Annotated in this window: 25 protein-coding genes and 2 pseudogenes; 16 read left to right on the top strand and 11 right to left on the bottom strand. The window is 68.2% G+C overall.

All coding sequences use genetic code 11. The features are described 5' to 3' along the window. Positions 1-112 (top strand): annotated as a pseudogene (locus tag CDO44_RS19735) (IS5/IS1182 family transposase); the annotation flags it as partial. Between the two features lie 31 nt (positions 113-143). Then, positions 144-956, top strand: a complete 813-nt coding sequence (locus CDO44_RS19730) for a class I SAM-dependent methyltransferase (RefSeq protein ID WP_233146279.1) — start codon at positions 144-146, stop codon at positions 954-956. A gap of 7 nt (positions 957-963) precedes the next feature. Here the strand turns inward: CDO44_RS19730 and CDO44_RS19725 are convergent, their stop codons facing one another. From CDO44_RS19725 to CDO44_RS19715, 3 genes are all read right to left on the bottom strand, one after another. Beyond that, on the bottom strand, positions 964-1,158 hold the full coding sequence (locus CDO44_RS19725) for a hypothetical protein (RefSeq protein WP_087781987.1): 195 nt from the start codon (positions 1,156-1,158) through the stop codon (positions 964-966). A gap of 358 nt (positions 1,159-1,516) precedes the next feature. Continuing rightward, complete coding sequence (locus CDO44_RS19720) at positions 1,517-1,948, bottom strand: thioesterase family protein (protein WP_087781986.1); 432 nt, start codon at positions 1,946-1,948, stop codon at positions 1,517-1,519. A 78-nt stretch (positions 1,949-2,026) separates the two neighbouring features. Further along, on the bottom strand, positions 2,027-2,953 hold the full coding sequence (locus tag CDO44_RS19715; RefSeq protein WP_087781985.1) for a LysR family transcriptional regulator: 927 nt from the start codon (positions 2,951-2,953) through the stop codon (positions 2,027-2,029). Positions 2,954-3,072: 119 nt separating this feature from the next. On the opposite strand from CDO44_RS19715, the gene CDO44_RS19710 reads away from it, so the two are divergent. Genes CDO44_RS19710 through CDO44_RS19695 form a run of 4 tightly spaced genes read left to right on the top strand, consistent with a single transcriptional unit; the run spans position 3,073 to position 7,157 of the window. Then, entirely contained in the window at positions 3,073-4,053 is a 981-nt protein-coding gene (locus CDO44_RS19710; RefSeq protein WP_087781984.1) for an oxaloacetate decarboxylase, read from the top strand. A gap of 47 nt (positions 4,054-4,100) precedes the next feature. Then, positions 4,101-5,069, top strand: a complete 969-nt coding sequence (locus CDO44_RS19705) for a tripartite tricarboxylate transporter substrate binding protein (protein WP_087781983.1) — start codon at positions 4,101-4,103, stop codon at positions 5,067-5,069. 58 nt (positions 5,070-5,127) lie between these two features. Next, complete coding sequence (locus tag CDO44_RS19700; RefSeq protein WP_087781982.1) at positions 5,128-6,141, top strand: dihydrodipicolinate synthase family protein; 1,014 nt, start codon at positions 5,128-5,130, stop codon at positions 6,139-6,141. After that, a complete protein-coding gene (locus CDO44_RS19695; RefSeq protein WP_087781981.1) occupies positions 6,138-7,157 on the top strand; it encodes a tripartite tricarboxylate transporter substrate binding protein in 1,020 nt (339 codons plus the stop codon). Before CDO44_RS19700 ends, CDO44_RS19695 begins: the two co-directional genes overlap by 4 nt. 18 nt (positions 7,158-7,175) lie before the next feature. Here the strand turns inward: CDO44_RS19695 and CDO44_RS19690 are convergent, their stop codons facing one another. Then, entirely contained in the window at positions 7,176-8,300 is a 1,125-nt protein-coding gene (locus tag CDO44_RS19690; protein WP_087781980.1) for an MFS transporter, read from the bottom strand. Positions 8,301-8,377: 77 nt separating this feature from the next. Between CDO44_RS19690 and CDO44_RS19685 the strand changes: the two genes are divergently transcribed. Then, a complete protein-coding gene (locus tag CDO44_RS19685; protein WP_087781979.1) occupies positions 8,378-9,292 on the top strand; it encodes a LysR substrate-binding domain-containing protein in 915 nt (304 codons plus the stop codon). Between the two features lie 22 nt (positions 9,293-9,314). Here CDO44_RS19685 and CDO44_RS19680 read toward each other — a convergent pair whose 3' ends face one another. The 3 genes from CDO44_RS19680 to CDO44_RS19670 all read right to left on the bottom strand — a co-directional run bounded on the left by CDO44_RS19680 (position 9,315) and on the right by CDO44_RS19670 (position 11,749). Then, positions 9,315-9,710 (bottom strand): OsmC family protein, encoded by a 396-nt coding sequence (locus tag CDO44_RS19680; RefSeq protein ID WP_087781978.1) that lies wholly within the window; start codon positions 9,708-9,710, stop codon positions 9,315-9,317. Continuing rightward, positions 9,707-10,654 carry a VTT domain-containing protein gene (locus CDO44_RS19675; RefSeq protein ID WP_087781977.1) on the bottom strand — a complete coding sequence of 316 codons (948 nt, stop codon included), beginning with the start codon at positions 10,652-10,654 and terminating at the stop codon, positions 9,707-9,709. Before CDO44_RS19675 ends, CDO44_RS19680 begins: the two co-directional genes overlap by 4 nt. Before the next feature lie 135 nt (positions 10,655-10,789). Next, a complete protein-coding gene (locus CDO44_RS19670) occupies positions 10,790-11,749 on the bottom strand; it encodes a tripartite tricarboxylate transporter substrate binding protein (protein ID WP_087781976.1) in 960 nt (319 codons plus the stop codon). A gap of 138 nt (positions 11,750-11,887) precedes the next feature. Between CDO44_RS19670 and CDO44_RS19665 the strand changes: the two genes are divergently transcribed. Next, positions 11,888-12,814, top strand: coding sequence for a LysR family transcriptional regulator (locus CDO44_RS19665; protein WP_087781975.1), 927 nt, complete (start codon positions 11,888-11,890; stop codon positions 12,812-12,814). Between the two features lie 131 nt (positions 12,815-12,945). On the opposite strand, the gene CDO44_RS19660 is transcribed toward CDO44_RS19665, so the two are convergent. The 4 genes from CDO44_RS19660 to yjgA form a co-directional block, all read right to left on the bottom strand. After that, the gene (locus tag CDO44_RS19660; protein ID WP_087781974.1) at positions 12,946-13,440 is read right to left on the bottom strand and encodes a universal stress protein; all 495 of its coding nucleotides are present in this window, start codon (positions 13,438-13,440) and stop codon (positions 12,946-12,948) included. A 117-nt stretch (positions 13,441-13,557) separates the two neighbouring features. Continuing rightward, the gene (locus CDO44_RS19655) at positions 13,558-14,229 is read right to left on the bottom strand and encodes an alpha/beta hydrolase (RefSeq protein ID WP_087782004.1); all 672 of its coding nucleotides are present in this window, start codon (positions 14,227-14,229) and stop codon (positions 13,558-13,560) included. Between the two features lie 32 nt (positions 14,230-14,261). Continuing rightward, positions 14,262-14,906 (bottom strand): molybdopterin adenylyltransferase, encoded by a 645-nt coding sequence (gene mog / locus CDO44_RS19650; protein ID WP_087781973.1) that lies wholly within the window; start codon positions 14,904-14,906, stop codon positions 14,262-14,264. A gap of 27 nt (positions 14,907-14,933) precedes the next feature. Next, complete coding sequence (gene yjgA / locus CDO44_RS19645) at positions 14,934-15,554, bottom strand: ribosome biogenesis factor YjgA (RefSeq protein WP_369824694.1); 621 nt, start codon at positions 15,552-15,554, stop codon at positions 14,934-14,936. A 208-nt stretch (positions 15,555-15,762) separates the two neighbouring features. Between yjgA and pmbA the strand changes: the two genes are divergently transcribed. The 8 genes and pseudogenes from pmbA to CDO44_RS19605 all read left to right on the top strand — a co-directional run bounded on the left by pmbA (position 15,763) and on the right by CDO44_RS19605 (position 24,823). Next, complete coding sequence (gene pmbA, locus CDO44_RS19640; protein WP_087781972.1) at positions 15,763-17,154, top strand: metalloprotease PmbA; 1,392 nt, start codon at positions 15,763-15,765, stop codon at positions 17,152-17,154. 99 nt (positions 17,155-17,253) lie between these two features. Continuing rightward, entirely contained in the window at positions 17,254-18,558 is a 1,305-nt protein-coding gene (locus tag CDO44_RS19635) for an NAD(P)/FAD-dependent oxidoreductase (protein ID WP_087781971.1), read from the top strand. 222 nt (positions 18,559-18,780) lie between these two features. After that, complete coding sequence (locus tag CDO44_RS19630) at positions 18,781-19,695, top strand: ABC transporter substrate-binding protein (RefSeq protein ID WP_087781970.1); 915 nt, start codon at positions 18,781-18,783, stop codon at positions 19,693-19,695. Between the two features lie 60 nt (positions 19,696-19,755). Continuing rightward, the gene (locus CDO44_RS19625; protein ID WP_087781969.1) at positions 19,756-20,769 is read left to right on the top strand and encodes an ABC transporter substrate-binding protein; all 1,014 of its coding nucleotides are present in this window, start codon (positions 19,756-19,758) and stop codon (positions 20,767-20,769) included. Next, complete coding sequence (locus CDO44_RS19620) at positions 20,766-21,530, top strand: ABC transporter ATP-binding protein (protein ID WP_087781968.1); 765 nt, start codon at positions 20,766-20,768, stop codon at positions 21,528-21,530. The genes CDO44_RS19625 and CDO44_RS19620 overlap by 4 nt, the downstream gene beginning before the upstream one ends. Continuing rightward, a pseudogene (locus tag CDO44_RS19615) lies at positions 21,527-22,213 on the top strand (ABC transporter permease); the annotation flags it as partial. The gene CDO44_RS19620 and the pseudogene CDO44_RS19615, both read left to right, overlap by 4 nt. 100 nt (positions 22,214-22,313) lie before the next feature. Next, complete coding sequence (locus tag CDO44_RS19610; RefSeq protein ID WP_087781967.1) at positions 22,314-23,663, top strand: cytosine deaminase; 1,350 nt, start codon at positions 22,314-22,316, stop codon at positions 23,661-23,663. Positions 23,664-23,770: 107 nt separating this feature from the next. Continuing rightward, positions 23,771-24,823 carry a P1 family peptidase gene (locus CDO44_RS19605; protein ID WP_198951399.1) on the top strand — a complete coding sequence of 351 codons (1,053 nt, stop codon included), beginning with the start codon at positions 23,771-23,773 and terminating at the stop codon, positions 24,821-24,823. Positions 24,824-24,835: the final 12 nt, after the last annotated feature.

Raw genomic sequence — 24,835 nt, 5'->3', positions numbered from 1 at the left:
ACTGTTCCGGCGCCTCAAAGGCTTCCGGCGCATATTCTCGCGATTCGACAAGCTGGATGTGATGTTCATTGCCTTCATCAATTTCGCGCTCATCGTTGATGGGCTTAGATAGTGTGAACACGCCCTAAGACAGGAGTCATTGCATGGTTTCGAGATTACTCGTGATGGTTGCAGGCGCTTCTTTCCTTGCCGCCGGCTGCGCGGTGGCGCCCCGCGAGGACGCGGCATTGCGACAGGCCATCGCCAACCCTGCCCGTACGCCGGCTTTCGCCGCCCGCGATTCGTCCCGCAAGCCGTACGAGGTGCTGCGGTTTTTCGACATCCGGCCCGACGCCACGGTGGTGGAGATTTCCCCCGGCGGCGGATATTGGACGGAAATCCTGGCGCCCTATCTGCGTGAACGCGGCACGTACTATGCGGCGCAGTATCCGCGGGACGGAGGCGGGCGCGCCTATTATCGGCAGTACTACGAGAACTTCCGCGCCAAGCTCGACGCCGATCCCGGCACGTACGGCAAGGTGCGGGTGACGGCATTCGGCAAGGGCAGCTACGATATCGCGCCGCCGGGGTCCGCCGACCTGGTGATGACGTTCCGCAACCTTCACAACTGGATGAACGACGGCTATGCCGAAGCGGCGCTCGCCGCCTTCTACCGGGCGCTCAAGCCCGGCGGCGTCCTGGGGATCGAGGCGCATCGCGGCCGCGACGACAAGCCGCAGGACACGCGCGCGGCCGACGGCTATGTACGGCAGGACTACGCGATAAGTCTGGCGCAGCAGGCGGGATTCGTCTTTGTCGGCAGCTCGGAGGTCCTGGCCAATCCGCGCGACACGAAGGACCATCCGGCGGGAGTGTGGACCCTGCCGCCGACCTTCCGGCTGGGCGACAAGGATCGCGAGCGTTATGCGGCGATAGGGGAGGCCGACGGCTTCTTGCTGAAGTTTCGCAAGCCGTGAACCGGGCTCAGGCCTTGGAGGTGGGCAGCCGTGCGTAGCAGTGCTTGCAGATGGCGGCGGCGGGATGGACGTACTTGCCGCAGCTCGGGCACGGCTTGCCATATTTCTCGCGGGCGGCGGCGCGCGCCCTCGAACGTTGGCGAGCCTTGAAGAGTATGAGGGCCACGCCGACGATGGCCACGACTGCGATGAGAAAAACCATGCTCTTCCCGTTTTATTTGCGGGATCGAGTATAGGTGCGATGTGTTATCGGAATTTTGCAGAATGTCTCAAATGTTAGGGAGCGCGTCCCGTCCCGGCCGCCGCATCCCGCCACGGCAGCCGGCCGGTCGTCGTCGCCGCCGCGCAGCAATCACGCGGCGAACCGTCATCACTGCCCAGTGAAAAACCGGGGCTCGTCCATGGCGCATCGCCGCCATGGACGAGCCCGGGCTAGCGAACGGATACACATGACTGCCCCGAGGCTCGTCATGCCGCTATGTAACATGTAACGTGTTACGTGTTGGCGGAGGCTCGCCCGGCACGGAGGCGATACGCCCCGCCTGCGGCTGCGGGCAGGTCTAGGCCGACCAGTAATCGCCGGCGGCGATGGCCGCGCGCACGTCCTCGGGGACGTCGATCGGCCGCATAGTCCGCATGTCGATGAACACCAGCACCAGGCGGGCTCGCACGCGCGGCTGGGCAGCGGCATCGGCGCCTCGCAGCTCGATGGCGATCTTCAGCGAGGTGCGGCCCACGCCTTCCAGGCGCAGCACCGAGGCCAGCTCTTCCCCCAGCCTGCTGGGCGCGACGAAATCCATTTGCAGATTGACGATAGGAATCGCGATGCCCCGATCGCCGTGCAGGGCCGCGAAGCCCGCGCCTATGCCGTGCTTGAGCCAGTGTTCGACAGTGTCGTTGAGCATTTCCACATAGCGCGGGTAGAAGACGATGCCTGCCGGATCGCAGTGCTTGAATCCGATCTCGATCGGCATGACGTGGTTGGTGGGCATGCGGTTTCCTCGATAGCATGGAAGAGGGCGGCGGACGCCGCATGAGCCAATTAGACCGCATGCGCGGGAGGCGCTCGCTCAATAGGTGCGTTCACCGCGCTCGGCGATTACCTCCAGCAGTGTCCGGGTGAAGGCCTCCAGGACCGCCGGCTGCTCCCGGCCGCGCTTGGTGATCAGGTGGAACCCCAGCGACAGCACCGGCTCGACCAGCAGCGCGGTGATGATGGGCACGTCCATGCCGACCGGCGCGGCGAAGGAAGGAATGATGGTGGGGCCTACGCCCGCGGCCGCCATGCCGATCAGCGACTCGAGGTTGTTCATCCTGATGCCGGCCCCGGCCCGCGCCATCCCGCATGCGGCCTTGCGCTTGTCGATCAGTTGCTGGAGTTCCGAGGTGGGATGCAGTTCGACGAAGGGAACGTCGGGCAGTTCGTTCCAGCGTATGCGCTGGGCCCGGCCTCGGGTCTTCAGCCGCAGCGGCGCGATGCGAGGCTCCAGGTACAGGAAATCGAACTCGAATAGCGGCCGTCTCGATACGTCCGGTACTCGCTTGGGAAAGATCCCCAGTCCGCAATCGAGTTCGCCGCTGCGCACGCGCCGCTCGACTTCGGGCTTGGGCAGGTCGAACACGTGCAGATCGAGCGCCGGCTGCGTATCGCGCAGCCGCATGTAGACATGCGGCATGACGCTGGCCGAGAAGATGGGCGTTGCGCCTACGCGCAGCGTACGCCGGCGTTCTTCGGACAGCTGGCTCAGGACCGGGGCGATGGCTTCGACTTCGTCCACTACCTGCTGGGCCACCGGAACCAGCCGTTGCCCCGCCGCCGTCAGGTGCACCGAGCGGGTGGTGCGTTCGAACAGCCTGCAGGAAAGCTGGGCTTCCATGTCCTGCATCATCAGGCTCAGCCCCGGCTGGCTGATGTGCATCCGTTCCGCCGCACGCGTGAAGCTGCGCGTATGCACCACGGAGAGGAAGGCCTTGAAGTGGCGGATGGACAGATTCATAAGCACAGAAAATCAATAGATATAAGAGATATATTAGACAAATTAAATAGCCCTTCCTAGAATTCCCGCCATACGGAGACAAGCCGGCGCCCACGCGGACGCGGCACGGGAGACAGGCAATGGACGAGGCGACAGCCAAGCGGCGTAGGTTCCGCGAACTTCTGGCCAGGGACGAATTGCTCGTGATGCCAGGCGGCTTCAGCCCCTTGCTGGCGCGCATCGCGCAGGAGGCGGGCTTCGAGAGTTATTTCGTCGCCGGTTCGCAGCTGTGCGCCTTTCTGTACGGCTATCCGGACACCGGCGTGCTGGGGCTGCGTGACGTCGTCGATCATGCGCGGCATGTCGCCGCCCGTACCGACATTCCTGTTTTTCTCGATTTCGACACCGGCTTCGGCAACGCGGTCAACGTCTGGTATGCCGTCCAGGAGGCCGTGCGCGCGGGCGTCGCGGGTCTGCAGATCGAAGACCAGGAGGCGCCGAAGAAATCCGGTACCAGTGCAGGCCGCCGCTGTATCCCGGTTGACGAGGCCGTCGGCAAGTACCGAGCCGCGGTTGCCGCGCGCGACGAGCTCGATCCCCAGTTCGTCGTTTGCGCGCGTTGCGATGCGCTGGGCGCGGCGGGCGAGACCTTCGAGTCCGCGCTGACCCGCTGCGCGGCTTATGCCGAACAGGGCGGAGTGGACATGATCTGGATCAACTCGGTGCAGAGCCGCGAGCAGTTGAAGATCGTATGCCGCGAGATGCCGGTACCGGTGCTCACCATATGGGGCGGGCAAGGGCCGGCGCCGACGCTGGAGGAGTATCGGGATCTCGGCCTGAAGGTCGCCTTGTATCCCACGATCGCCGCCTCTTCCGGCATGCAGGCTGCCTGGCGCGTACTGCACGATTTCAAGCGGCGCGGCCAGGCGGCGCTGGCCGATTGGGCCGCGCAGGTCAACGCCTGCCCCGATGGCGCGGCCGACTACAAGACTCTGTCGGGGATCCCCAAGGTCATGGAGCTCGAACGCCGTTTCCTTTCCGCGGATGCGCAGCCGGACTACGAAGGCACCTGGGGCCACGGCGGCACGCTGGAGCAGAGCGGCAGGCGGCAGCCGAAGTGACCGGGCCGGCGCGGCCGGCATCCGATTCTTCCTTCCTGGAAACGAAAATGGATCGACGTCAATTATTGAAGGTCGCGGGCGGAGCCTTGCTCGCGCCGTCCCTGGCGCTCGGCGAGACCTATCCCAGCCGGCCCATCTTGCTGCAGGTGCCTTTCCCGCCGGGCGGCGCGGCCGACGTGATGGCGCGCTTGGTCGCGCGCAAGATGAGCGAATCGCTGGGCCAGCCAGTGGCGGTCGAGAACAAGCCCGGCGCGGGCGGCATCATCGGTGCGGCCGCGGTGGCGCGCGCCGCGCCCGATGGCTACACACTGCTGCTGTCCACCACGAGCACCCATTCGCTGGCGGCCGCCATCAAGTCCTCGCTGCCCTACGATCCGGAGCAGAGCTTCGCGCCCATCATCGAGATCGCCAACGGCAAGAGCGTGTTGCTGGTGTCCAGCGCTTCGGGCGTCCAGGATGTCGCCTCGCTGGTCAGGCTGATGAAAAGCCGCGGCGCCGGCAACAATTTCGGCTCGGCGGGCGTGGGGACCCTGGCGCACCTGAACGGCGAGGCCTTCAAGCGAGCGGCTGGCGTCGAAATGACGCACATCCCCTACAAGGGCATGTCGCTGGCCGTGCAGGACCTGATAGGCGGCCAGCTGACGATGATGTTCGACAGCGCCGTGTCCGCGCTCGCGGTGCTCAAGGGAGGGCGCATCCGCGCGCTGGCGGTGGCGGGGCGCAAGCGCACGCCGGTGCTGCCGGAGGTGCCGACGCTGATCGAGGCCGGCGTGCCGGGCTTCGACATGGAAGCCTACTTCGGCCTGTGGGCGCCGGCGGGTACGCCGGCGCCCATCGTCGATCGGCTCAACGGCGTGCTCAACGCCGCGATCGCGTCTCCCGACCTGCGCACGGAGATCACCGGCCTGGCTGCCGATCCCGCGGGGGGCACCAGCGCGGGCTTCGCGGAGCGTATCGCCCGCGACAGGCGGAAGTGGAAACAGATCATCGCCGACGCGGGCATCGTCCCTGAATGATGTCCTTGTCGTCCTGCGCCATCCGGGCGCGGACCATGCATTTCTTAAGGAGCACGTCTTGAGCAATACCTCATTCCATCCCGTCGCCCGCCGCCTCTATACGGCGCTGGTCCTGCCGCTCGCGGAAGACTTGAGCATCGACGAGCCGGGCCTGCGCAGGCTGGTGCGCTATTACCTGCAGCCGCGCTTCGCCGCCGAAGGCGGACTCATCGCCAACCCGGAGGCGGGCGAGGCGTTCTACCTCACACGCGACGAGAAGCGGCGCGTGCTGGAGATTGTCATGGAGGAGGCGGACGGCAGGATGCCGGTACTGGCCGGCACGTTTGCCTGGACCACCGAGGAGACCGTGCAGACCGCGCTCGATGCGAAAGCGATGGGGGTGCAGGGGATTTTCGTCGTGCCGCCCGCCGGTTCCATGGACGTGTCGGTGGCCTGGGATTCGGTGCGCTATCCCGAAGTCTGGCTGGACCAGATCAAGGCGCAGGACAAGGCCGTGGACCTGCCCATCTTCACCCATCCTATTACCAATGCCTCGCAGCCGTGGGGGCTGGGCCTGCCGCTCGAGCCGACCCTGAAGTTCTGCCGCGAAGTGCCCAACATCGTGGGTTGGAAGACGACCTACGCCTACCAGGGACATCGCATACTGGCCCGCGCCATGCGCGAGCGGGCGCCGGCGGTGGCCCTGTTGTGTTCCAGCGCGCATTTTTTCCACGAGTACCTGGCCAGCGGCAACTTCGACGGCACGATCAGCGGTTCGTGGAACTATGCCCTCGAACCCATGCTCGATCACATCGATGCCATGCGCGCCAACGACCTCGCCGCCGCCCGCCGCATCTGGGACGCGGGCCTGGCGCGCCTGCACGAGTACGTCTACGCGGAACCGGGCCGCTTGCACGTGCGCTACAAGATCGCGACCTGGCTGCGCGGGTTGATCGAATCGCCCCGCATGCGGCCCCCCATGCCCGAGCCGCGGGCGGAAGAAATCCGTCGCATCGACCAACTGCTGCGCGGCGCCGGCATCGAGGTCTCGCGCACGCCGGCGCAAATGGCCGCCGCGGGGAGGGAACCATGAGCGCGCTTGCCACGAGGGCCGCGCAGCGGCGGGGCGGAATCCGCGCCCATGTCCGCCTGGCTGCCTGCGCCGCGTTCCTCCTGGCCGCCATGCTGCCGGTGGCGACGCTGCATGCCCAGGCTTATCCGGCCAAGCCGCTCAAGATCGTGGTGCCGTTTCCGCCGGGCGGCTCGACCGACGTGGCGGCGCGTACCCTCGCGGTCAAGCTGGCCGAGGCCTTCGGCCAGCCGGTGTACGTCGAAAACAAGCCCGGGGCAGGCACCACCATCGGCGCCGCTTATGTGGCCGCATCGGCGCCGGACGGCTACACGCTCTATGTGACTGGGCCGGTCACCCATGCGAGTTCGCAGGCCCTTTACAAGAAGCTGCCCTACGATGCGCTGCGCAGCTTCGCTCCGGTCGGCAACATGACCGTCTCGCCGTTCATCGTGGTGGTCCATCCCAGCTCCAGGGCCAGGACACTGGGCGAGCTCCTGGAGGCCGCGCGCAAAGAACCCGGGCGCCTGAGCTACGCGTCGAGCGGCAATGGAGCCGCTCCCCATCTGGCTACCGAAATCATCGCCAGGGCGGCCGGTGTGACCTTCACCCACGTGCCGTTCAAGGGCGTGGGGCCGGCGCTGGTGGCGCTGCTGGGCAACCAGGTGGATTTCATGATCGCCGACGTAGCGGTCGTACCGCAGATACGGGAAGGCAGGCTGCGTGCACTGGCCCTGACCACGGCGCGGCCGTCCCCGCTGGTGCCCGGCGTGCCGTCGATGGTCGAGGCCGGCATGCCCGGCGTCGATCTGCCCAGCGGCCTCGCGCTGTTCGCGCCGGCGGGTACGCCGGCAGCCGTGGTCGCGCGCATCAACGCCGCCATGAACCGCGCCCTCGAAGACCCGGAGGTCAGGCAGAAATTCGCCGTGCAGGGTTTCGAGATCCAGACCGGCACGCCGGAGGAGCTGGGACGAATGATGGCCAGGGAAATCGAGCGCTACGGCCAGGTCGTGCGGCAGACCGGCATCAGCATCGATTGAGCGGTCCGGGCTTCGCGGTCAGGCGCCGCGCAGGCATGCCAGCGCGGCCGCGGACAGCAGCAGGGCGGCGCCGCCGTAGACCAGCCATGCCGGGGAGGCGGGCAGCAGCAGGCCGGCCAGCAACGGTCCCGCGCCGGCGCCGATGTCGCGCCAGACCGAACGCGCCGCCAGCGCCTGGATGCGTTCCGGGCCGGGATGGCGGCGCGCGACGATGGGCGCCAGCAACGGCAGCTGCAAGGCGCGCAGCACGACGATCACCAGCGCGCAGCTCCACAGCCAGCCCGCGCCGAAGCCCACGAGGGCGGCGGCGGTCGTCAGCGACAGCGCGACCAGCATGCGTTCGGCGCCGAGGCGATCGGCGATGCGGCCTCCCAACGGGCTGAGCACGATTTCCGACAGATAACGGAGAGCCAGCAGGACGCCGGCGGCGAGCAGGGCCCAGTCGGGCAAAGCGTCCTGCGCCAGCAGGGACAGCCCGATGATGAACAGGCCGTCCAGCGTCAGCCCTTCCATGAACGACCAGGCATCCAGGCTGCCCGGCGCGCGTATCCGCCGCGTGGAAGCGGGCAAGGCATGTCCGCGTCCATATGCCGGCAGGCGGCGGGCCAGGGGCAGGGCGCAAAGCGCGATGGCGGCCAGGATGAAGAAGATCAGCCGCGGCCCCGCGAGCTCCGACAGCCATGCGGCGGCCGGCAGGGCCAACATGGGGCCGGCGGCGATGATGGCGCGCGAGCGTCCCGTGCGCTGCGCCGCGCCCGTCAGGCTGGCGGTGGCCAGCGCCTGGGTGGACAGGTTCAGCGCCGCGAACGACAAGCCCCACAACAGCCGGGCTGCCAGCAGCAGCCAGAAGCCGGACAGCAGGGCATAGCCCAGTGCGCAACTGACCGATGCCAGCACGGCCAGCGTGCAGACGGCGCGGTCGCCGCGTGCCGCGTAGAGCCGCGCCACCCAGCCGTAGCCGGCGATCCTCACCAGGCGGTTGGCCGCGAGCAGTATGCCGGCCTGTGCCAGGCTCACGCCGAACAGGTCCGCATGGACGGGCAGCAGCAGATAGAGAACGGTATCGGCGGGCAGCGACAGCCCGAGTACGGTGGCGGCATCGCGCGAATCGCGATCGGCGGCGGTAGGCGTAGGGTCTGGCATAGGCCGCCATGGTGACGCCGGGATGACAGCGCCGACAAACGATTTAAACTGCCGCTACATGTGAGGAAATTGCACGTATGAGCCGTCCACCGCCCTTGAATGCCGTGCGAGCTTTCGTGGCTGCGGCGCGTCACCTGAGCTTCACGCGCGCGGGTCGGGAGCTCGGCGTGACGCATGGGGCGGTCAGCCGCCAGGTGAGGCAACTGGAGGAGTACCTGGGCGCCGCGCTGTTCGAGCGCAAGACCCGGCAGATCGTGTTGACCGCGGCGGGCGCCCAGTTCCTGGCCGATACCGCGCCGGCGCTGGCCAGCATCGCGGCCGCGGCGCAGGCCTTCGTCGGGCGGACCGCGGCGCGCGTGGTCCGGATCAACGTGCGTCCCAGCTTCGCCGTGCGCTGGCTGATTCCGCGCCTGCCTGATTTCGTTGCCCGTCATCCGCTGGTCACGCCGGAGGTCGTGACCAGCACGGCCGCCCCCGAGAAAGCCATGGAGAGCTTCGATGTGGCCATCCGCCGCGGCCGGCGCGGCTGGCCCCCTTCCATCGAGGCGCGGGCTTTCCTGGAGGACGAGGGATTGGTGGTGGCGTCACCCGAACTGCTCAAGAGCCGCCCGGTAACCGATCCCGACAGCCTGAGCCGGCACGTCCTGCTCTATTCCAAGACGCGGCGCGGCGATTGGGACGCCTGGTCGCTGCAGGTGGGCAAGGCGCGCGTACGCAACCAGCAGATGCTGCAGTTCGATCACCTGCACTTCGTGATGCAGGCGGCGATAGACGGGCTGGGCGCGGCCATGGCGCCCGTTTCGCTCCTGGGGCATGACCTGGCAAGCGGGCGGCTGGCGGCGCCATTGCCCCATTTGCGCCTGCCGCTGAGCCGCTACTACTACGGCGTCGCTCCCGATGCCGGTCCGGAGAGCCAGCTGTTCATCGCCTGGCTGGAGTCGCTGGCCGAGTCCGAAATGCGGCAGTCCCTCGCCGGACTGGCGGCGCAATAGCCCCAGAGCCCGCGAACAGGCCCTAGGCGCGCCCGACCTCCGTCTCGATCTTGATGGTGGTGGACGTCATGAGCTTGTGGACGGGGCAACGGTCCGCGACCGCATGGAGTTCGGCCACCTGTTCGTCGCTCAGATCGCCGGCGAGCGCCAGCCGGACGGCCAGCCGGTATTCGCCGCGCCGTTCGTCCTTGTCGTCGCGGACGATGTCGACGTCGACGCCTTCGAGCGGGATGTTCTTGCCCTTGGCGTAGATCATCAGCGTGAGCGCCTTGCAGCCGGCCAGCGCGGCATCGAAATAGTCGTGCGGCGTGGGGCCTTCGCCCTTGGGGGGCGGCAGGTCCAGCGGCAGGTCGCGGCCGGCCACCGTGACGGTGTGGCGCTGGCCGCCGGGCGTTTCGGGTTTGACGTGTACGCTCATGGTTGCTCCGTGGCGGGGGAGGCGAGGGGGGATTCCGGCGTTTCCCTGTAGGACCGCCAGGCGTCATGGCCGCCCAGCAGGGCCCAGGTATTGGCGTAGCCCGCCGCGCGCAACCGGGTGGCGAGGAGCGCGGCCGATATCTCGTTGGGGCAGGCGCAATAGATCACGATGTCCGTATCGGGCGGGCCCAGATCCAGGTCGGCGATCCGCGCATGCACGTCGACGGGAATGGCGCCGGGCAGCGGGTCGTCGGGTCGAGGGCGCACGTCGAGCACGACGTGCCTGCGGCCGGCGCGTTCCCACGACACGAGTTCGTCCACCGGCAGACGAGGAACCGTGCGCAGGTACCGGACGATGCGCCAGCGCTGGAACAGCCGGTAGGCGATGTACAGCGCGAGCAAGGTGCCCAGGAAGAGAATGCCCATGTGGCCGTACCGGTCGATGGCCTCGAGGATGTCGGCCACCAGAGGATGGAAGGCCGCGCCCACCAGGACTGCCGAGCCGCCCCAGATCAGGGTGCCGGCGATTTCATAACCGGCGAACACGCGGTAGGGGGCGCGCGTCAGGCCGGCCATGACCGTGGTCAGCGCGCCGGCACCGGGCAGGAACTTGGCCACCAGCAGCAGGCGCGGCCCGACCTGCAGGTAGCGGCTCTGCGTTTGCCGTATGCAGGAATCCTGGGACAGCGAGATGCGGCAGACGGTGCTGAGGAGCCTTGCGCCATAGCGCTGGCCGGCGAAGTACCACCCGCTGTCGGCGATCAGGCAGGCCACGACCGTGCCGGCCATGACCAGCGGCCAGGACAGCTCGCCTTGCGCCGCCAGCGCGCCGGCCACCACCAGGAGCGGATAGGCGGGAATGGGCAGGCCAGCCTGTTCCAGGAGGACGTTGAAGAAGACCAGCCATGCGCCATAGAGCACGAGCAGCGTCTGTAGATCGGACAAGGCGGCCTCCCGGAAAAAGTTCCCATCGAGAGGATGAGGTCGATTCCGGCCGAAACAAGCCCGCGCGACATAGGGTCTTTCTTCCGGCGATGCGGCCCACCTTACCATAGGCGGGCGCCGGTTTTCGTCTGGGTCTCAGTCCGCCGTGATCTTCGCGGCGCGCACCACTTCCGCCCAGCGCTGGGCGTCCTTGGCCACCAGCTTGCCGAACTCGGCCGGGCTCGCGGTGGCGGGCACCATGCCTTGCGCCTCGAATGCGGAGGCGGTGGCGGGCGATTGGAGGATGCGCGAGATCTCCTGGTTCATCCGGGCGATGATCTCGGGCGGAGTGCCCTTGGGCGCGAAGACGCCGTACCACATGTCCACGTTGCCGCCCTGGATGCCGGCCTCCTCCAGCGTCGGTACGTCCGGCAGCTGCTGCAGGCGCTTGGCGCTGCCGGTGGCGATGGCCTTGAGCTTGCCGCCCTTGATCTGGGGCAGGGCCACGTGCACCGGCAGGAACATGGCATCGATCCGGCCTCCCAGGATGTCGGTGACCGCTCCCGCGGTGCCTTTGTAGGGCACGTGCATCATGTCGGCGCCGGTGCGTTGCAGGAACAGCGCCATGGAAAGATGATGGGGCGTGCCCACGCCGGGGGTGGCATAGGTCAGCTTGCCGGGCTCGGCCTTGGCGGCGGCCACAAGTTCGGGCACGGTGTTCGGCTTGCGCGAGGCGGGCGACACCAGCAGCAGCGAACCCCACGAGGTCAGCGCGACCGGGTCGAAATCGCCCACGGGATCGTAGGGCAGCGACTTGTAGAGGCTCCGGTTCATGACCAGCGTGTTGACCTGCACCATGAAGGTGTAGCCATCGGGCGCGGCCCGCGCCGCGCGTTCGCTGCCGATGTTGCCGCTGGCGCCGGCCACGTTTTCCACCACCACGGGCTGGCCCAGGGTCTTGGGAAGCTGGGCGGAAAGCTGGCGCGCGACGAGGTCGATGCCGGTGGCCGGCGTATAGGGAACGATGAAGGTGATGGGGCGTTCGGGCCAGGCGTAGGCGCTGGCGCAGGAACAAGCCAGGGCGAGGGCGCCCAGTGCACGCAGGGATCGCAGCATGATGTCTCCGGGACGGCCGGCAGGGCCGGACATGTAAGGTTGCTTTCTTCTGGCAGTATGCGGAAAAAGATATGCTGTGAAAAATGAATTTTTGTTCTCAACCATACTATTTTGAGTATGGTAACTTCTCGCCCCGCCATGGATTGGACCCACCGCCTGCGGCTGCGCAACCTCCAGATGCTGCTCAGCCTTGCCCAGACCCGCAACATCAGCCATTCGGCCGCCGCGCTCAATACCACGCAGCCCGCCTTGTCCAAATGGCTGCGGGAACTGGAGGACGACATCGGCCTGCCGCTTTTCGAGCGCCATGCGCGCGGCCTGCGGCCGACTCCCTATGGCGAGGCGCTCATCGCCCACGCCAAGCGCATCGAGGTCCAGCTGGACCGTGCGCAAAGCGACATGGAAGCCATGCGCGCGGGCGGGAGCGGCCAGGTGCTGATCGGCACGTCGGGGGCATCGGCGCCGGACACCGTGCCGCTCGCCATGCTGGCGCTGCTCAAGCGCATGCCCCAGGCGCGCATACGGATGGTGGAAAGCACCATGGACCAGCTCATCGAGCAGTTGGCGCGGGGCGATCTCGACATCGTGGTCGGTCGATCGGCGCCGGAACTGCATGATCCCGCGATACGTTCCGAAGCGCTGTACCTGGAGCCCATACACTTCGTCGCCCGCCCGCACCACCCGCTGTTCGAACGGCCCGAGGCGACCTGGGACGACGTGCTGCGCCATCGCTGGATCCTGTGGCCCAGGGGCACGCCGATACGCACTGCGCTGGACTCCGCGCTGGCATCCGCGGGCCGAGACCTGCCCGCCGATTATGTGGAGTCGAATTCCGCCACGCTGAACGTCACGCTGCTGGCTCATAGCGACATGATAGGCGTGGCCTCGCATCGCGCGGCCGTCAGGCTGGTGCACATGAATGCCGTGCGCATCGTGCCGCTGCGGCTGTCGGGATTCGGTTCGGTGGCAATGTACTGGCGCAATGACGCATTGCGGCCGGCGGCGGTGGAGGTCGCGCTGGATTGCCTGCGGGAAGTGGTCAAGGAACAGGCCGGCGAGCGCTGAGGGGCCGGCTGATTGGAGAGGCGCCGTTCGGGCCGGCGGCAGGGGCAAGGGGGAGCAGCGGATCCGGCCCGGCCGGGCCCGCGGGCTGCCCGGGAGAGACGCGCCGCTTTCCCCCGGGCCTGGCGGCAGGCTTAGCCCTCGGTCTTTTCCTTTTCTTTTTCTTTCTTCTTTTCTTCCTTGACGCGGTAGACCAGCACCGCCACGTGGGCCAGGGACAGCACCTTGGCGGTGACGCTGCCCAGCAGCAGGCGCGACAGGCCGCTGCGGCCGTGGCTGCCGATGAAGATCAGGTCGCAGCCGGTCTCGGCGGCGGCCTGCACGATGCCGTCGGCCACGTTGAAGTTGGAGACGGACAGCGCGGTGCTTTTCACGCCGGCCGTGTCGGCGCGGCTGGTGACCGCGTCGAGATATTTGGCGGCTTGCTCGGCCGAGGCCTTTTCATAGGCGTCATCGGTGATCGCATAGGCGGCGGCCATGCCGTCGAAGCCTATCGTGGCGGCGAAGGGCTGCGTGACGTGCAGGGCCACGATCTCCGCATTCACCGAACGCGCGAAGCTCACGCCGGCGTTCGCGGCCTGGGCGGACAGCGGCGAGCCATCGGTGGGGATCAGGATTTTCTTGAACATGGCGTTTTCTCCTTGAAGATCACGAAGATGACCGCTCGAACGCCGGTGCGGTGTCGCGGGCGTTTTCGTTGACTCGTGAAGTACACCACATCTTGGGGCGGTATGTCTTGATCGGCATCAAGCCAGCGTCTTGCGCAGGAATGCCGATATGTCCGCCAGCTCCGGCGCGCAGACCGAGTGCGGCATCGGGTAGGCATGCCATTCCACGTCGTAGCCGAGCTGCCGCAGCGCATCGCGCGAGGCGGTCGCCCGCTCCGGCGCGACGATGGGATCGGCCGTGCCGTGGCCCATGAAGATGGGCGTGTCGGCGTTGGCCGGATGGCGCTCGGCGACAAAGCTCGCCGCCAGCGGCAGATAGCCCGACAGGGCGACGAGGCCGGCCAGTTTCTCGGGATGGCGCAGGCCGGTGTGCAGGGTCATCGCGCAGCCTTGCGAGAATCCCGCCAGCACGATGTGCTCGCTCGGAATGCCTCGCTGGTTCTCGCGCGCGATGAGGCGTTCGACGTGGCGCTGGGAGGCCCGTATGCCGGCTTCGTCCTCGCGCCGGACCAGGTCGCTCGCGACGATGTCGTACCACGCGCGCATGGCCATGCCGCCATTGATGGTCACGGGCTGCACGGTGGCGTGCGGAAAGACGAAGCGGACCGGCGGCAGGCCGCGCAGGTCCAGTTCGGGCACGATGGGTTCGAAGTCGTGGCCGTCGGCGCCCAGGCCGTGGAGCCAGATGACGGCACGCGTAGGCTGGGGGCCGGTTTCGGCTTCAACGCAATCGAGCAGGATGTCGGTCATGGGATTTTCTCCGGGATCGATGGCGTCGCGCGTCACGAGGCGGCGCGGATCGCGGCCTTGGGCCGGAACGCCTTGCATACCGCGTCGTGGGTCTCGACGTACGGGCCTTCGATGAGCTGGATGCAATAGGGCACCGCCGCGAAGATCCCTGGCACCGCGAGCGTGCCGTCGGCTTCCCGCAGGCCTTCGAGGGTCTCCCGGATGGCCTTGGGCTGGCCGGGCAGGTTGATGATCAGCGAGGCGCCGTCCGCCGCCGAGGCGCCGCGCTCGCGTATTACGGCGACCTGGCGCGACAGGATGGCCGTCGGCACGAAACGCAGCGAGATCTGGCGCATCTGCTCGCCGAACCCGGGCATTTCCTTGGTCGCGACCGCCAGCGTGGCCTCCGGCGTGACGTCGCGCCGCGCCGGGCCCGTTCCGCCCGTGGTCAGGATGAGGTCGCAGCCGAGTTCGTCGCAGAGCTCGACCAGCGTGGCCGAAATCGTGTCCGCGTCATCGGCGATCAGCCGCTCGGTGTAGCGCACCGGCGTCCGCAGCGCGCCGTCGAGCCAGGTCCTGAGCGCGGGTATGCCTTCGTCGGCATAGACGCCCTTGGAGGCGCGATCGCTGATGGACACCAGGCCGCACAGCAGTTCGTCGGGATGATTGCGCACGAGGCGCTTGGCGGGAGTCGTCATGGCTGGAAGAAGAGGTGAGGCTGCGTGTCAGCGTTTGTCGTCGTCCGCGTCGTCTCCGGCGCTGGGCGCCGGCTCGGCGTTGGCTGCGGCCTGCAGCCGCTTGATTTCCTGGAACAGCGCGCGGTAGTGCTTGCGCTGCGGCTCGCGGCCGGGCAGGAGCGCGGCGTTGGCCGCCTGTTCCTTGCGCGCCGCCCGTATCAATGCCCGCAGGGGCTGGGCCTCGGCGTGCGGGTACAGGTTCATGAAGGCGGTGAAGTGCTCGTCGTCGCCAAGAAGGCGATCGCGCCACAACTCGAGTTGATGGAAGGCCGCCACCTGCTCCATCGACTCGCCGTCCCACTCGGCCAGCATGGCCTGGATCGGCTCGACGTGCGCCTCGCGCATCAGCTTGCCCACGTACTGGAGCTGCCGGCGCTTGCCCTCGTGCGAAGTAATGCGCTGGGCCTCCCGCACCGCGTCGTACAGCCGCTCGGCCAGCGGCAACTGCCGAAGCTTGCTGTCGGGCAACCCCACCAGGCGCTCCCCCAGTTCCTGCAGCGCCGTCATCTGCCGCTTGAGCTGGGACTTGCTGGGCGCCCGTTGATCGCCCTCGTCGCCGGCATCGTGACCGACCATCGAAGGCGAAGCGAAATGTTTGGAACGAGACATAAAAATAATTAGCTATCCATGAGGGCCACCCCGGATCACGCAAGAACCCGGCGCCCCGCGCCAAGAACCCCTCCACGGATCCAGGGCACAGCGGATCCGGCTCCGCCGGTCCCGCCCCCCTGGGGGGGCGCGCGTAAGCGCGTAGGGGGGATCCATTATCATAAAGCCTAGCCGCCCCCCGGGCTCCGCATTCTTCCCAAAGATACCCATGGCCATTTCCTCATCTCGCAAGAAGTCCTCCTCTACCCCGGCCCGTTCCTCGCTCGCCACCGACCAGGCCGCGTTCCGCCGATTGATCGAGCGGGTGCTGGAGGAGTCGAAGCGGGCGGGCGCCACCGATGCCGCGGCCGAAGTGTCCGAGAGCCGGGGGCTGGCCGTCTCGGTGCGGCGCGGATCGCTGGAGACCGTGGAACAGACCCGTGACCGCTCGCTGGACATCACCGTATACGTGGGCCAGCGCCGCGGTTCGGCTTCCACGTCCGACTTCTCGGACCAGGCGGTACGCGACACCGTGCAGGCGGCCTACCACATCGCCCGCCATACCGCCGAGGATCCCGCCGCCGGCCTGCCCGATGCCGAGCTGCTGGCGACCGAGTTCCCCGACCTGGATCTCTACCATCCCTGGGATCTCTCGGCCGAGGCCGCGGCGGAACTGGCGCTGCAAGCCGAGCATGCCGCGCTTTCCACCGACAAGCGCATCGCCAACTCGGACGGCGCATCGGTGTCGTCATACGAAGGCCACTTCGTGATGGGCAACACGCGCGGCTTCCTGAACGGCTATCCCTATTCGCGGCACTCGCTCTCGGTCTCCCCCATCGCCGGACGCGGCGACAACATGCAACGCGACGACTGGTACACCAGCGACCGCAACTGGGCCAAGCTCGCCGATCCGGTCCGGGTCGGCCGCTATGCCGCCGAGCGGGCGCTCTCGCGCCTGTCTGCCCGGCGCATCCGCACGGGCAAGTATCCCGTGCTGTTCGAGGCGCCCCTGGCCTGCGGCCTGCTGGGTTCGCTCACGCAAGCCCTGAGCGGCGGCGCGCTTTATCGCAAATCGAGCTTCCTGGTCGATAGCCTGGGGCGCCAGGTATTTCCCGGCCACATCGATGTCCTCGAGGATCCGGGCATCAAGGGCGCGCAGGGCAGCGCCGCGTTCGACGACGAAGGCGTGCGCACGCAAGCCCGCAAAGTGGTCGACGCCGGCACGATCCAGGGCTATTTCCTGTCGAGCTATACCGCGCGCAAGCTCGGCATGGCCACCACCGGCAATGCCGGCGGATCGCACAACCTGGCCTTGACCTCGCGCCTGACGCGTCCTTCGGACGACTTCCGCGCCATGCTGCGCAAGCTCGGCACCGGCCTGCTCGTGACCGAGCTGATCGGACAGGGCATCAACTACGTGACCGGAGATTATTCCCGCGGCGCGTTCGGGTACTGGGTGGAAAACGGCGAAATCCAGCACGCCGTGCAGGAAATCACCATCGCCGGCAACCTGCGGGACATGTTCGGCAGCGTGGTCGCGGTGGGGGCGGATACGCTTACCCGCGGCACGAAAACGACCGGCTCCATCCTGCTGCCCGAAATGTCGATCGCCGGGCTCTAGTCTGGATGTCCGGCCGGCGGCGGGCACGCCGGCTGCTGGGGAAACGTTGCCGGCACGGGGCCGGCCCGGCGCCCGTGCGCCGGCCATCGGGGAGCATCCATGAAGTCAGGGGCATTGCATCGCATCGTGATCGCCGGCGGCGGCGCGGGAGGACTCGAACTGGCGGTTCGCCTGGGGCGGCGCCATGGGCCTGACCACGTGACGCTCGTCGATGCGACGCCGTTCCATATCTGGAAGCCGTCGCTGCACGAAGTCGCCGCCGGCACGGTGGACATCCATCGCGATGGACTGTCGTATGCGATGCTCGCGCACGACAATGGCTTTCGCTTCGTGCTGGGAGAAATCACCGAGGTCGATCGCCAGGCCCGCGAGGTACGGGTGGCAGCCTTGAGCGATGCCGACGGCGGGCTCATCCTCCCCGAGCGTGGCGTTCCCTACGACACGCTGGTGCTGGCGATCGGCAGCCTGGGCAATTTCTTCAATACGCCGGGCGCCGAGCAATACGCGATTTCGCTGGATACCACCGACGCCGCCGAGCGCTTCCGGCTCGAACTGCTCAAGGCCATGGCGCGCGCCTCGGCGGGTACCGACGTGGCCACGCCCGGCGTGGTGAACGTGGTGATCGTCGGCGGCGGGGCCACCGGCGTCGAGCTCGCCGCCGAGCTGCACGAGGCGGGCCGCACGATTTCCGCCTATGGGCTGCCGGGCATGACCCCCGATAAGCTCCGCATCACGCTCATCGAAGGCGGCCCCCGCATATTGGGGCCGCTGCCCGAGCGGGTGGCGCGGGCGGCCGAGGCGCTTCTGGTGGAGCGGGGCGTGCAGGTCGTGGCGGACTGCCGCGTCTCGCAAGTCACGCCCCATAGCGTGGTGGCCCAGGACAAGGTGTTCGATGCCGATTTGTGCGTCTGGGCCGCGGGCATCAAGGCGCCGGCGCTCATGGGCAGGCTGGGCCTCGAGTTGAACGGCATGCAGCAGATCAAGGTGGACGAGACCTTGCGCACCGCCGATCCGGCCATCTATGCCATCGGCGATTGCGCCGCGGCGCCCTGGCGCGAGACCGGCAAGACGGTTCCCGCCCGCGCGCAGGCGGCTCACCAGCAGGCTTCCTATCTGGCGCCTATCCTGTCGGCCCGCATACGGGGCGAAACGCCTCCGGCGCAACCCTTCCGCTTCCGCGACTTCGGTTCGCTGGTATCGATCGGGCATGCCGAAGGCGTCGGCAGCCTGATGGGCAACCTCTCCGGCCGCAAGCTGCTGGTCGAGGGTTGGATCGCCCGCATGATGTATGCCGGCACGCATTGGTCGCACTATGCCGCGGTGCTGGGCTGGTGGGGCGCGAGCCTGCGTTCCCTGAGCCGGCTGTTGAGCCGTCGTTCGCAGCCACGCGTGAAGCTGCACTAGAAAGTGTCCTCAATTGCGGGGGGCTTTGATCCGTCCTTGGCCGGTGGAGCGGGGCGGCCCGCCCCACCGGCCGCCCGGCCCCGGCGCATCGCACAAGACCGTGTCAAGAACCGAAACTCCCAACGAACCCTAGCGCTGCCGGCCGCGACTACCGATTGACATCGCAAATTTGCATGATAAAGTCATGTAAATTGCGATGACCTCTCACGCGGCTGGAGCGCCATGGAACTCAGAATCGATGCCCATCCCGATCCCATGATGGGACTGGTCCCCCTGTTCACCGCCATCGACGCGGGGCTGTTCGCCAAGCGAGGCATCGAACCCGTCTTCGTCCAGCGCACCGCGGTGCAGGCCATCGAGGACATGCGCGCCGATCGCATGGATCTCACCTTCTCCGGCCCCACGCTTACGATCATGGCGCGCGAGCGCTTCGGCCTGGCCTCGCGCTTCGTCGCCACCGCGGCCCTGCGCGGCAGCTACGGGGGCCGCAATGCCGACTTCATGAACATCATCGCGCGCAAGGACGTGAGCATCGCGCGGCCTGGCGATTTCGAAGGCAAGCGCCTGGCCGCCTTCGCGCTGGATGGAGGCATCACCCATTCCGCGCCGCTTTATCTGTTCAATCGCCACGGCATCGATGTTTCCAGCGTGCAGTGGGTGCCGATGCCTTTCCACAAGATGCCCGATGCGCTCGCCGCGGGCGAGATCGACGTCGCCGTCTGCGTCGAACCCCTGGTCACGATCATGCTGCGCCGCGGGCTCGGCTATGCCGTGGACGAGGTGCTGGGGGAAGGGTCGCTGGCGATGGCGAGCACGGGCAATCCTTCGCTGGTGTCGAACTGGTGGACGACCCGCGAGGCCTACGCGCGTAATCCGGCGCTGTTCGCCGCCACAGCCGAGGCGCTGGCCGAGGCGGTGGACGCGGTCTACCGCGACCCGTCCGCCGCGCTCGACGCGATGGCCCGGCATACCGGGCAGGACTCGGCGCTGCTGCGCGAAATCGGATTCGACACCACGCTGTTCCACCCTTTCGGCATGGACGATCCCGCGGTCAAGGCCATGTACCGGAGCTGGGCGGCCGTGCTGCGCGGGGCTGGCCTGCTCGATCGCGAGGTGGACGTCGAGCAGTTCTTCTGAGGAACGGGCTCGCCGCGCGCGGCGACGGTTGCGGTGTTTTCTACAGTCGGGGGGACCATCATGAGGCAGTCGAATTCCAAGATCCGGCGCGCGCTTGCGTTCTGCGCAGCGCTGGCCTGCGCGCAACCCGGGCTGGCGGGCGCCCGGCAGCCGGCGGCCGAGAAAGCGGTCATGTTCATCGGCTGGCGGGCCGAAGCCGAGTGGGGCGGTTTCTTCCAGGCGCTGGCCAAGGGCATCTACCGCAAGCACGGGCTGGACGTGGAGATCCGCCTGGGCAATCCTCAGAGCAACCCCACGCCCATGCTGCTGGCCGGGCGCGTGGATTTCACGGCCGGCAGCAGCGGCACGTCGCTCAATGCCGCGCGCGAAGGGGCGCCGCTGATGTCGGTGGCCGCGGTCTTCCAGAAGGATCCCCGCGTGCTGATCGCCCATCCGGGGCAGGGCGTCGATTCGATCGAGCAGATCAAGGGCCGGACGGTGCTGGTCGGCGCGCTCGGCATGGCGACGTTCTGGCCCTATCTGCGCGGCCGCTTCGGTTTCACCGACGACCAGGTCAAGCCGTATACGTTCTCGCTGGCGCCGTTCCTGGCCGACAAGCGGGTCGTGCAGCAGGGCCTCGTCACCAACGAGCCGCTGGCGCTCAGGAAGGCAGGCGTACGGGACCCGGTGTCCTTCCTGCTGGCGGACTATGGCTGGGACCCCTACATGACGACCATCGTCACGACGCGCGACAACGTCGAGAAGCGTCCGCAGTTCGTGCAGAAATTCGTCGATGCCTCCATTGAAGGCTGGTACAGCTACCTGTACGACGATCCCGCGCCCGGCAATGAACTGATCAAGCGCAACAATCCCGAAATGACGGACGACCAGATCGCCTTCGCCATCCAGGCCATGAAGGAACGCGGCCTGGTCGACTCCGGCGATGCCAGGAGGATGGGCATAGGCGCCATGACGGACGCGCGCTGGGAGCACTTCTACAAGTCCATGGTGGACGTGGGCGTGCTGCCGGCCGGGGTGGACGTGCGCAAGGCGTACACCCTGCGGTTCGTCAACAAGCGGGTCGGCATGCGATGAGTGCCGCACTCGACAATACCGGCGACGTGCTCGAACTCCGGGGCATATCCAAGCGTTTCGGCAATGGCACGCTGGCGATCGAAGGCCTGAGCCTGAGCCTGGCGCGAGGCAGCTTCGTCAGCCTGCTGGGTCCTTCGGGTTGCGGCAAGAGCACCGTGCTGCGGATGATCGCGGGACTGGCCGAGCCCACCGCGGGCGAGGTCGTGCGGCACGATGCGAAGGGCGCGATCAGCTTCGTGTTCCAGGAGCCTACGCTCATGCCCTGGGAGACGGCGCTGGCCAATACCACGCTGCCGCTCGACCTCGCCGGCGTGCCGCGCGACGAGGCCCGGCAGCGCGCAACGCAGGCGCTGGAGAAGGTCGGCCTGAAGGGATTCGAGCATGCCTTGCCGCGCGAGCTGTCGGGCGGCATGAAAATGCGCGTGTCCATCGCCCGCGCGATCGTGACGCGTCCGCAGGTCCTGCTGCTGGACGAACCGTTCGCCGCGCTGGACGAGATTACCCGCTTCAAGCTGAACAACGATTTGCTGAGGCTGTGGCAGGACCAGCGCTTTACCGCCGTGTTCGTGACGCACTCGGTGTTCGAATCGGTGTACCTGTCGCAGCGCGTGGTGGTGATGGCCGCCCGCCCGGGGCGGTTGCACGCGGACCTGGCGATCGCTCCCCATGCCGAACGCGGCGAGGCATTCCGCACCTCGGCCGAATACGCCCACCTGTGCCGGCAGACTTCCGAAGCGCTCGAAAAGGCCATGAACGCATGAATTCCAAGCTCCGCACCGCGCGCATCGTGCTGCCCGTCGCCATGGGCGTGCTCAGTCTGGTCCTGTGGGAGGCCGTCGTGCGCGGCTTGCACGTCTCGCCGCACATCCTGCCGGGGCCGGCGGCCATCGCCCGGGCGCTGGTCGAGGACGGCCCGCTCCTGTCGGCCGCCCTGTGGGTCACGCTGAAGATCACCGCCGCGGCATTCGCCAGCGCCGTGCTGGTGGGCGGCGCCATCGCGCTCTTGTTCAGCCTGTCCAAATGGATAGAACTGACGTTCTTCCCGTACGCCGTCATCATGCAGGTCACGCCGGTGGTCGCCATCGCGCCACTGCTGATCATCTGGGTGGACAACGTCCAGGTGGCGCTGCTGGTGTGCGCCTGGCTGGTGGCGTTCTTTCCCATCCTTTCCAATACCATCGTCGGCCTCAACAGCGCCGACCACAATCTGCGCGACCTGTTCCGGCTCTACGGGGCCACTCCCGGGCAGACGCTGCGGCGGCTGCGCATTCCATCGGCCATGCCGTACTTCCTCGCGGGCGTACGCATTTCGGGCGGCCTGTCGCTGATCGGCGCGGTGGTGGCGGAATTCGTGGCCGGCGCCGGCGGGCAGGGCTCGGGACTGGCCTATCGCATCCTCGAGGCTGGCTACCAGTTGAAGACGCCGCGCATGTTCGCCGCGCTGCTGCTGATTTCATGTACCGGCGTACTGATCTTCCTGGCGACGTCGTGGACCTCGCAGCGCATCTGCGCCGTTGGCACGAAAGCGCGATGGAGCGCGAGTCGTGAGAGCCGTCGGCGAGCGGCTCGCGCAGGCTGTCGGGGACTATATCCTGCGCGATGCGCGGGTGCCGCGGGCACTCCTGCCCACCGCGCTGCGCGCGCTGGCCGACGGGCAGGGACTGGCGCGCGTGGACCTCGCGGTGGAAGGTGGCCGGCTGCGCGCCATCGCGCCGGTGGGCCGGCTTGGGGCCGGCGCCGTGCTGGACCTGGCCGGGCGACAGGTCTGGCCGTCCTTCCACGACTTGCACACTCATCTGGACAAGACGCATACGCTGGCGCGCGCGCCCAACGCGGACGGCACGCTGCTGGGAGCGGTCAAGGCCGTCATGGCCGACCATGCCCGCTGGCATGCCGCCGAGCTCGAGACCCGCGCCGACTTCGCGCTGCGCTGCGCATGGGCCCACGGCACGGCGGGTTTGCGCACCCACGTGGACGCCGCGGGGCCGCAGGCCCGCATGTCGTGGGACGTCATGCAGGCGCTGCGTGCGCGGTGGGCGGGCCGGATCCGGCTGCAGATGGTGGCCATGGCGCCGATGGACACGTATCTGGGCGCGCAGGCCGAGGCCTTCGTGCGCCGGGTGGCCGAATCCGGCGGCGTGCTGGGCGGCGTGACGCGCATTCCCGGCCTGCCGCCCGCGGCCGCGCGGCAGCGCCTGGCGCTAGCGCTGGACGCGTTGTTCGGATGGGCCGGCCGCTATGGCCTCGATGTGGATCTCCATGTGGACGAGTCCTGCGAACCGGCGGCCGATTCGTTGCGGGAGGTGGCCCGCGCCGCGCAGGCGAAGGGCGTGCGCGGCTACGTCGTTTGCGGCCATTGCTGCAGCCTGGCCGTCCAGCCGGAGGCCGTGCGGGAACAGGCCCTGGACCTTTGCCTCGAGGCCGGCCTTGCCATCGTCAGCCTGCCGCTGGTCAACCTGTTCCTGCAGGACCGCTCGGCCGGCCGCACGCCCCGGCTGCGCGGCCTGGCCCCGTTGCACGAGATCGCCGGCCACGGGATTCCGGTCGCCTTGGCGAGCGACAACTGCGGCGATGCCTTCCATGCCTACGGCGACTACGATCCGCTGGAGGTCTTGCGCGAGGGCGTGCGCAACGGGCACCTGGACGGCGCCGCGGCGGACTGGTCCGCCAGCGTGACCGCCACGCCCGCGCGCCTGATGCGCCATCCCGCCCGTGGAATGCTGGAAGAGGGCGGCGCGGCGGATTTCATCGTGTTCGATGCACGCAGCATGCCGGAGCTGCTCGCGCGGCCGCAGTCCGACCGCATCGTCGTACGCGGCGGCCGTCCGCTGGCCGAGTCCCTGCCGTCGTTCGCCGAACTCGACTGCGCACTGGCTGAGGCAGGGCACGCATAGCCCATGGCGCGGCCTCCGGGTTTCCCGCCATGCCGGACGGCTGATCGTGCGGCGAGGCAAGTGCCGGACCTACAATGACCCCGCCTCCCTTTCGAATGGACTCCAGCATGGAACGACACGACGCGCCCCGCGGCCGCCCTGGCCCCCGCAACCTGATTACCGACGTCGAGGGCCTGCGCGTGGGCCAGGCGGACGATGCGCGGGCGTGCACTGGCGTAACCGTCATCCTTCCCGACGGCCGCGCCGCCGCCGCCGTGGACGTACGCGGCGGGGGGCCGGGCACGCGGGACACGGACACGCTGGGAGCCTCCAACCTCGTGAGATCGGTGGACGCCGTGGTCCTGTCGGGCGGTTCGGTCTATGGCCTGGCCAGCGGCGACGGCGTTGCGGCGTGGCTGGGCGCCCAGGGCCGAGGCTTCACGCTGCTGAGCCAACCCGGCGTTCCCCCGTCGCCCATCGTGCCGACCGCGGTGCTCTACGACCTTGCCAACGGCGGCGACAAGCGCTGGGGCGAAGCGCCGCCTTACCGCGAGCTGGCGATGCAGGCGGCCCGGCGCGCCGAGGCGATCTTCGCCCTGGGCACGCATGGCGCCGGCTTCGGCGCGGCTGCGGGAGCGCTCAAGGGAGGATTGGGCTCGGCTTCCTACGTCACGCACGACGGCATGACCGTCGGGGCCATCGTTGCCTGCAACAGCTTCGGCTCGGTGGTTGCGCCGCACGGCAGGCGCTTCTGGGCGGGTGCGTTCGAGATCGGCGACGAGTACGGCGGCCTGGGCATGGCCGACGTGCGCGCCGAGGGCGAGAACTGGGAGATGGCCAAGCTCGATCCCCGGCCGCTGGGCAATACCACCATCGCGTGCATCGCGACCGACGTCGCCCTGACGCCGGACGAGCTGCAGCGCGTGGCGACCATGGCGCAGGACGGCATGGCGCGCGCCATTCGTCCCATCCATGCTCCCTTCGACGGCGACACGGTGTTCGCCATCTCGACCGGCCGGCGCGAGGCGCCCAGGATCGACGGCCCGGTCGACCCCCGGCCTTTCATCGTCTGCCGGCTGGGCGCGCTGGCGGCCGATGTGCTGGCGCGGGCCATCGCGCGCGGCGTTTATTGCGCCGCCACGCCGCCAGGCATGGCGGCGCCGGCATGGTCGAGCCTGTGACGGGCAACGGCG

Origin of the sequence: Pigmentiphaga sp. NML080357, assembly GCF_002188465.1 — a bacterium.
Lineage (GTDB): Bacteria > Pseudomonadota > Gammaproteobacteria > Burkholderiales > Burkholderiaceae_B > Pigmentiphaga.
This window is presented reverse-complemented; position numbering and strand designations above follow the sequence as displayed.

Coding starts and splice junctions, on each gene's coding strand:
- CDO44_RS19670 (WP_087781976.1), bottom strand. CDS start 11,749: ATGCTGCGATCCCTGCGTGCACTGGGCGCCCTCGCCCTGGCTTGTTCC.
- CDO44_RS19710 (WP_087781984.1), top strand. CDS start 3,073: ATGGACGAGGCGACAGCCAAGCGGCGTAGGTTCCGCGAACTTCTGGCC.
- CDO44_RS19695 (WP_087781981.1), top strand. CDS start 6,138: ATGAGCGCGCTTGCCACGAGGGCCGCGCAGCGGCGGGGCGGAATCCGC.
- CDO44_RS19655 (WP_087782004.1), bottom strand. CDS start 14,229: ATGACCGACATCCTGCTCGATTGCGTTGAAGCCGAAACCGGCCCCCAG.
- CDO44_RS19625 (WP_087781969.1), top strand. CDS start 19,756: ATGAGGCAGTCGAATTCCAAGATCCGGCGCGCGCTTGCGTTCTGCGCA.
- CDO44_RS19690 (WP_087781980.1), bottom strand. CDS start 8,300: ATGCCAGACCCTACGCCTACCGCCGCCGATCGCGATTCGCGCGATGCC.
- mog (WP_087781973.1), bottom strand. CDS start 14,906: ATGACGACTCCCGCCAAGCGCCTCGTGCGCAATCATCCCGACGAACTG.
- CDO44_RS19630 (WP_087781970.1), top strand. CDS start 18,781: ATGGAACTCAGAATCGATGCCCATCCCGATCCCATGATGGGACTGGTC.
- CDO44_RS19730 (WP_233146279.1), top strand. CDS start 144: ATGGTTTCGAGATTACTCGTGATGGTTGCAGGCGCTTCTTTCCTTGCC.
- CDO44_RS19725 (WP_087781987.1), bottom strand. CDS start 1,158: ATGGTTTTTCTCATCGCAGTCGTGGCCATCGTCGGCGTGGCCCTCATA.
- CDO44_RS19685 (WP_087781979.1), top strand. CDS start 8,378: ATGAGCCGTCCACCGCCCTTGAATGCCGTGCGAGCTTTCGTGGCTGCG.
- CDO44_RS19705 (WP_087781983.1), top strand. CDS start 4,101: ATGGATCGACGTCAATTATTGAAGGTCGCGGGCGGAGCCTTGCTCGCG.
- CDO44_RS19605 (WP_198951399.1), top strand. CDS start 23,771: ATGGAACGACACGACGCGCCCCGCGGCCGCCCTGGCCCCCGCAACCTG.
- CDO44_RS19620 (WP_087781968.1), top strand. CDS start 20,766: ATGAGTGCCGCACTCGACAATACCGGCGACGTGCTCGAACTCCGGGGC.
- CDO44_RS19665 (WP_087781975.1), top strand. CDS start 11,888: ATGGATTGGACCCACCGCCTGCGGCTGCGCAACCTCCAGATGCTGCTC.
- CDO44_RS19715 (WP_087781985.1), bottom strand. CDS start 2,953: ATGAATCTGTCCATCCGCCACTTCAAGGCCTTCCTCTCCGTGGTGCAT.
- CDO44_RS19680 (WP_087781978.1), bottom strand. CDS start 9,710: ATGAGCGTACACGTCAAACCCGAAACGCCCGGCGGCCAGCGCCACACC.
- CDO44_RS19660 (WP_087781974.1), bottom strand. CDS start 13,440: ATGTTCAAGAAAATCCTGATCCCCACCGATGGCTCGCCGCTGTCCGCC.
- yjgA (WP_369824694.1), bottom strand. CDS start 15,554: ATGTCTCGTTCCAAACATTTCGCTTCGCCTTCGATGGTCGGTCACGAT.
- CDO44_RS19635 (WP_087781971.1), top strand. CDS start 17,254: ATGAAGTCAGGGGCATTGCATCGCATCGTGATCGCCGGCGGCGGCGCG.
- CDO44_RS19720 (WP_087781986.1), bottom strand. CDS start 1,948: ATGCCCACCAACCACGTCATGCCGATCGAGATCGGATTCAAGCACTGC.
- pmbA (WP_087781972.1), top strand. CDS start 15,763: ATGGCCATTTCCTCATCTCGCAAGAAGTCCTCCTCTACCCCGGCCCGT.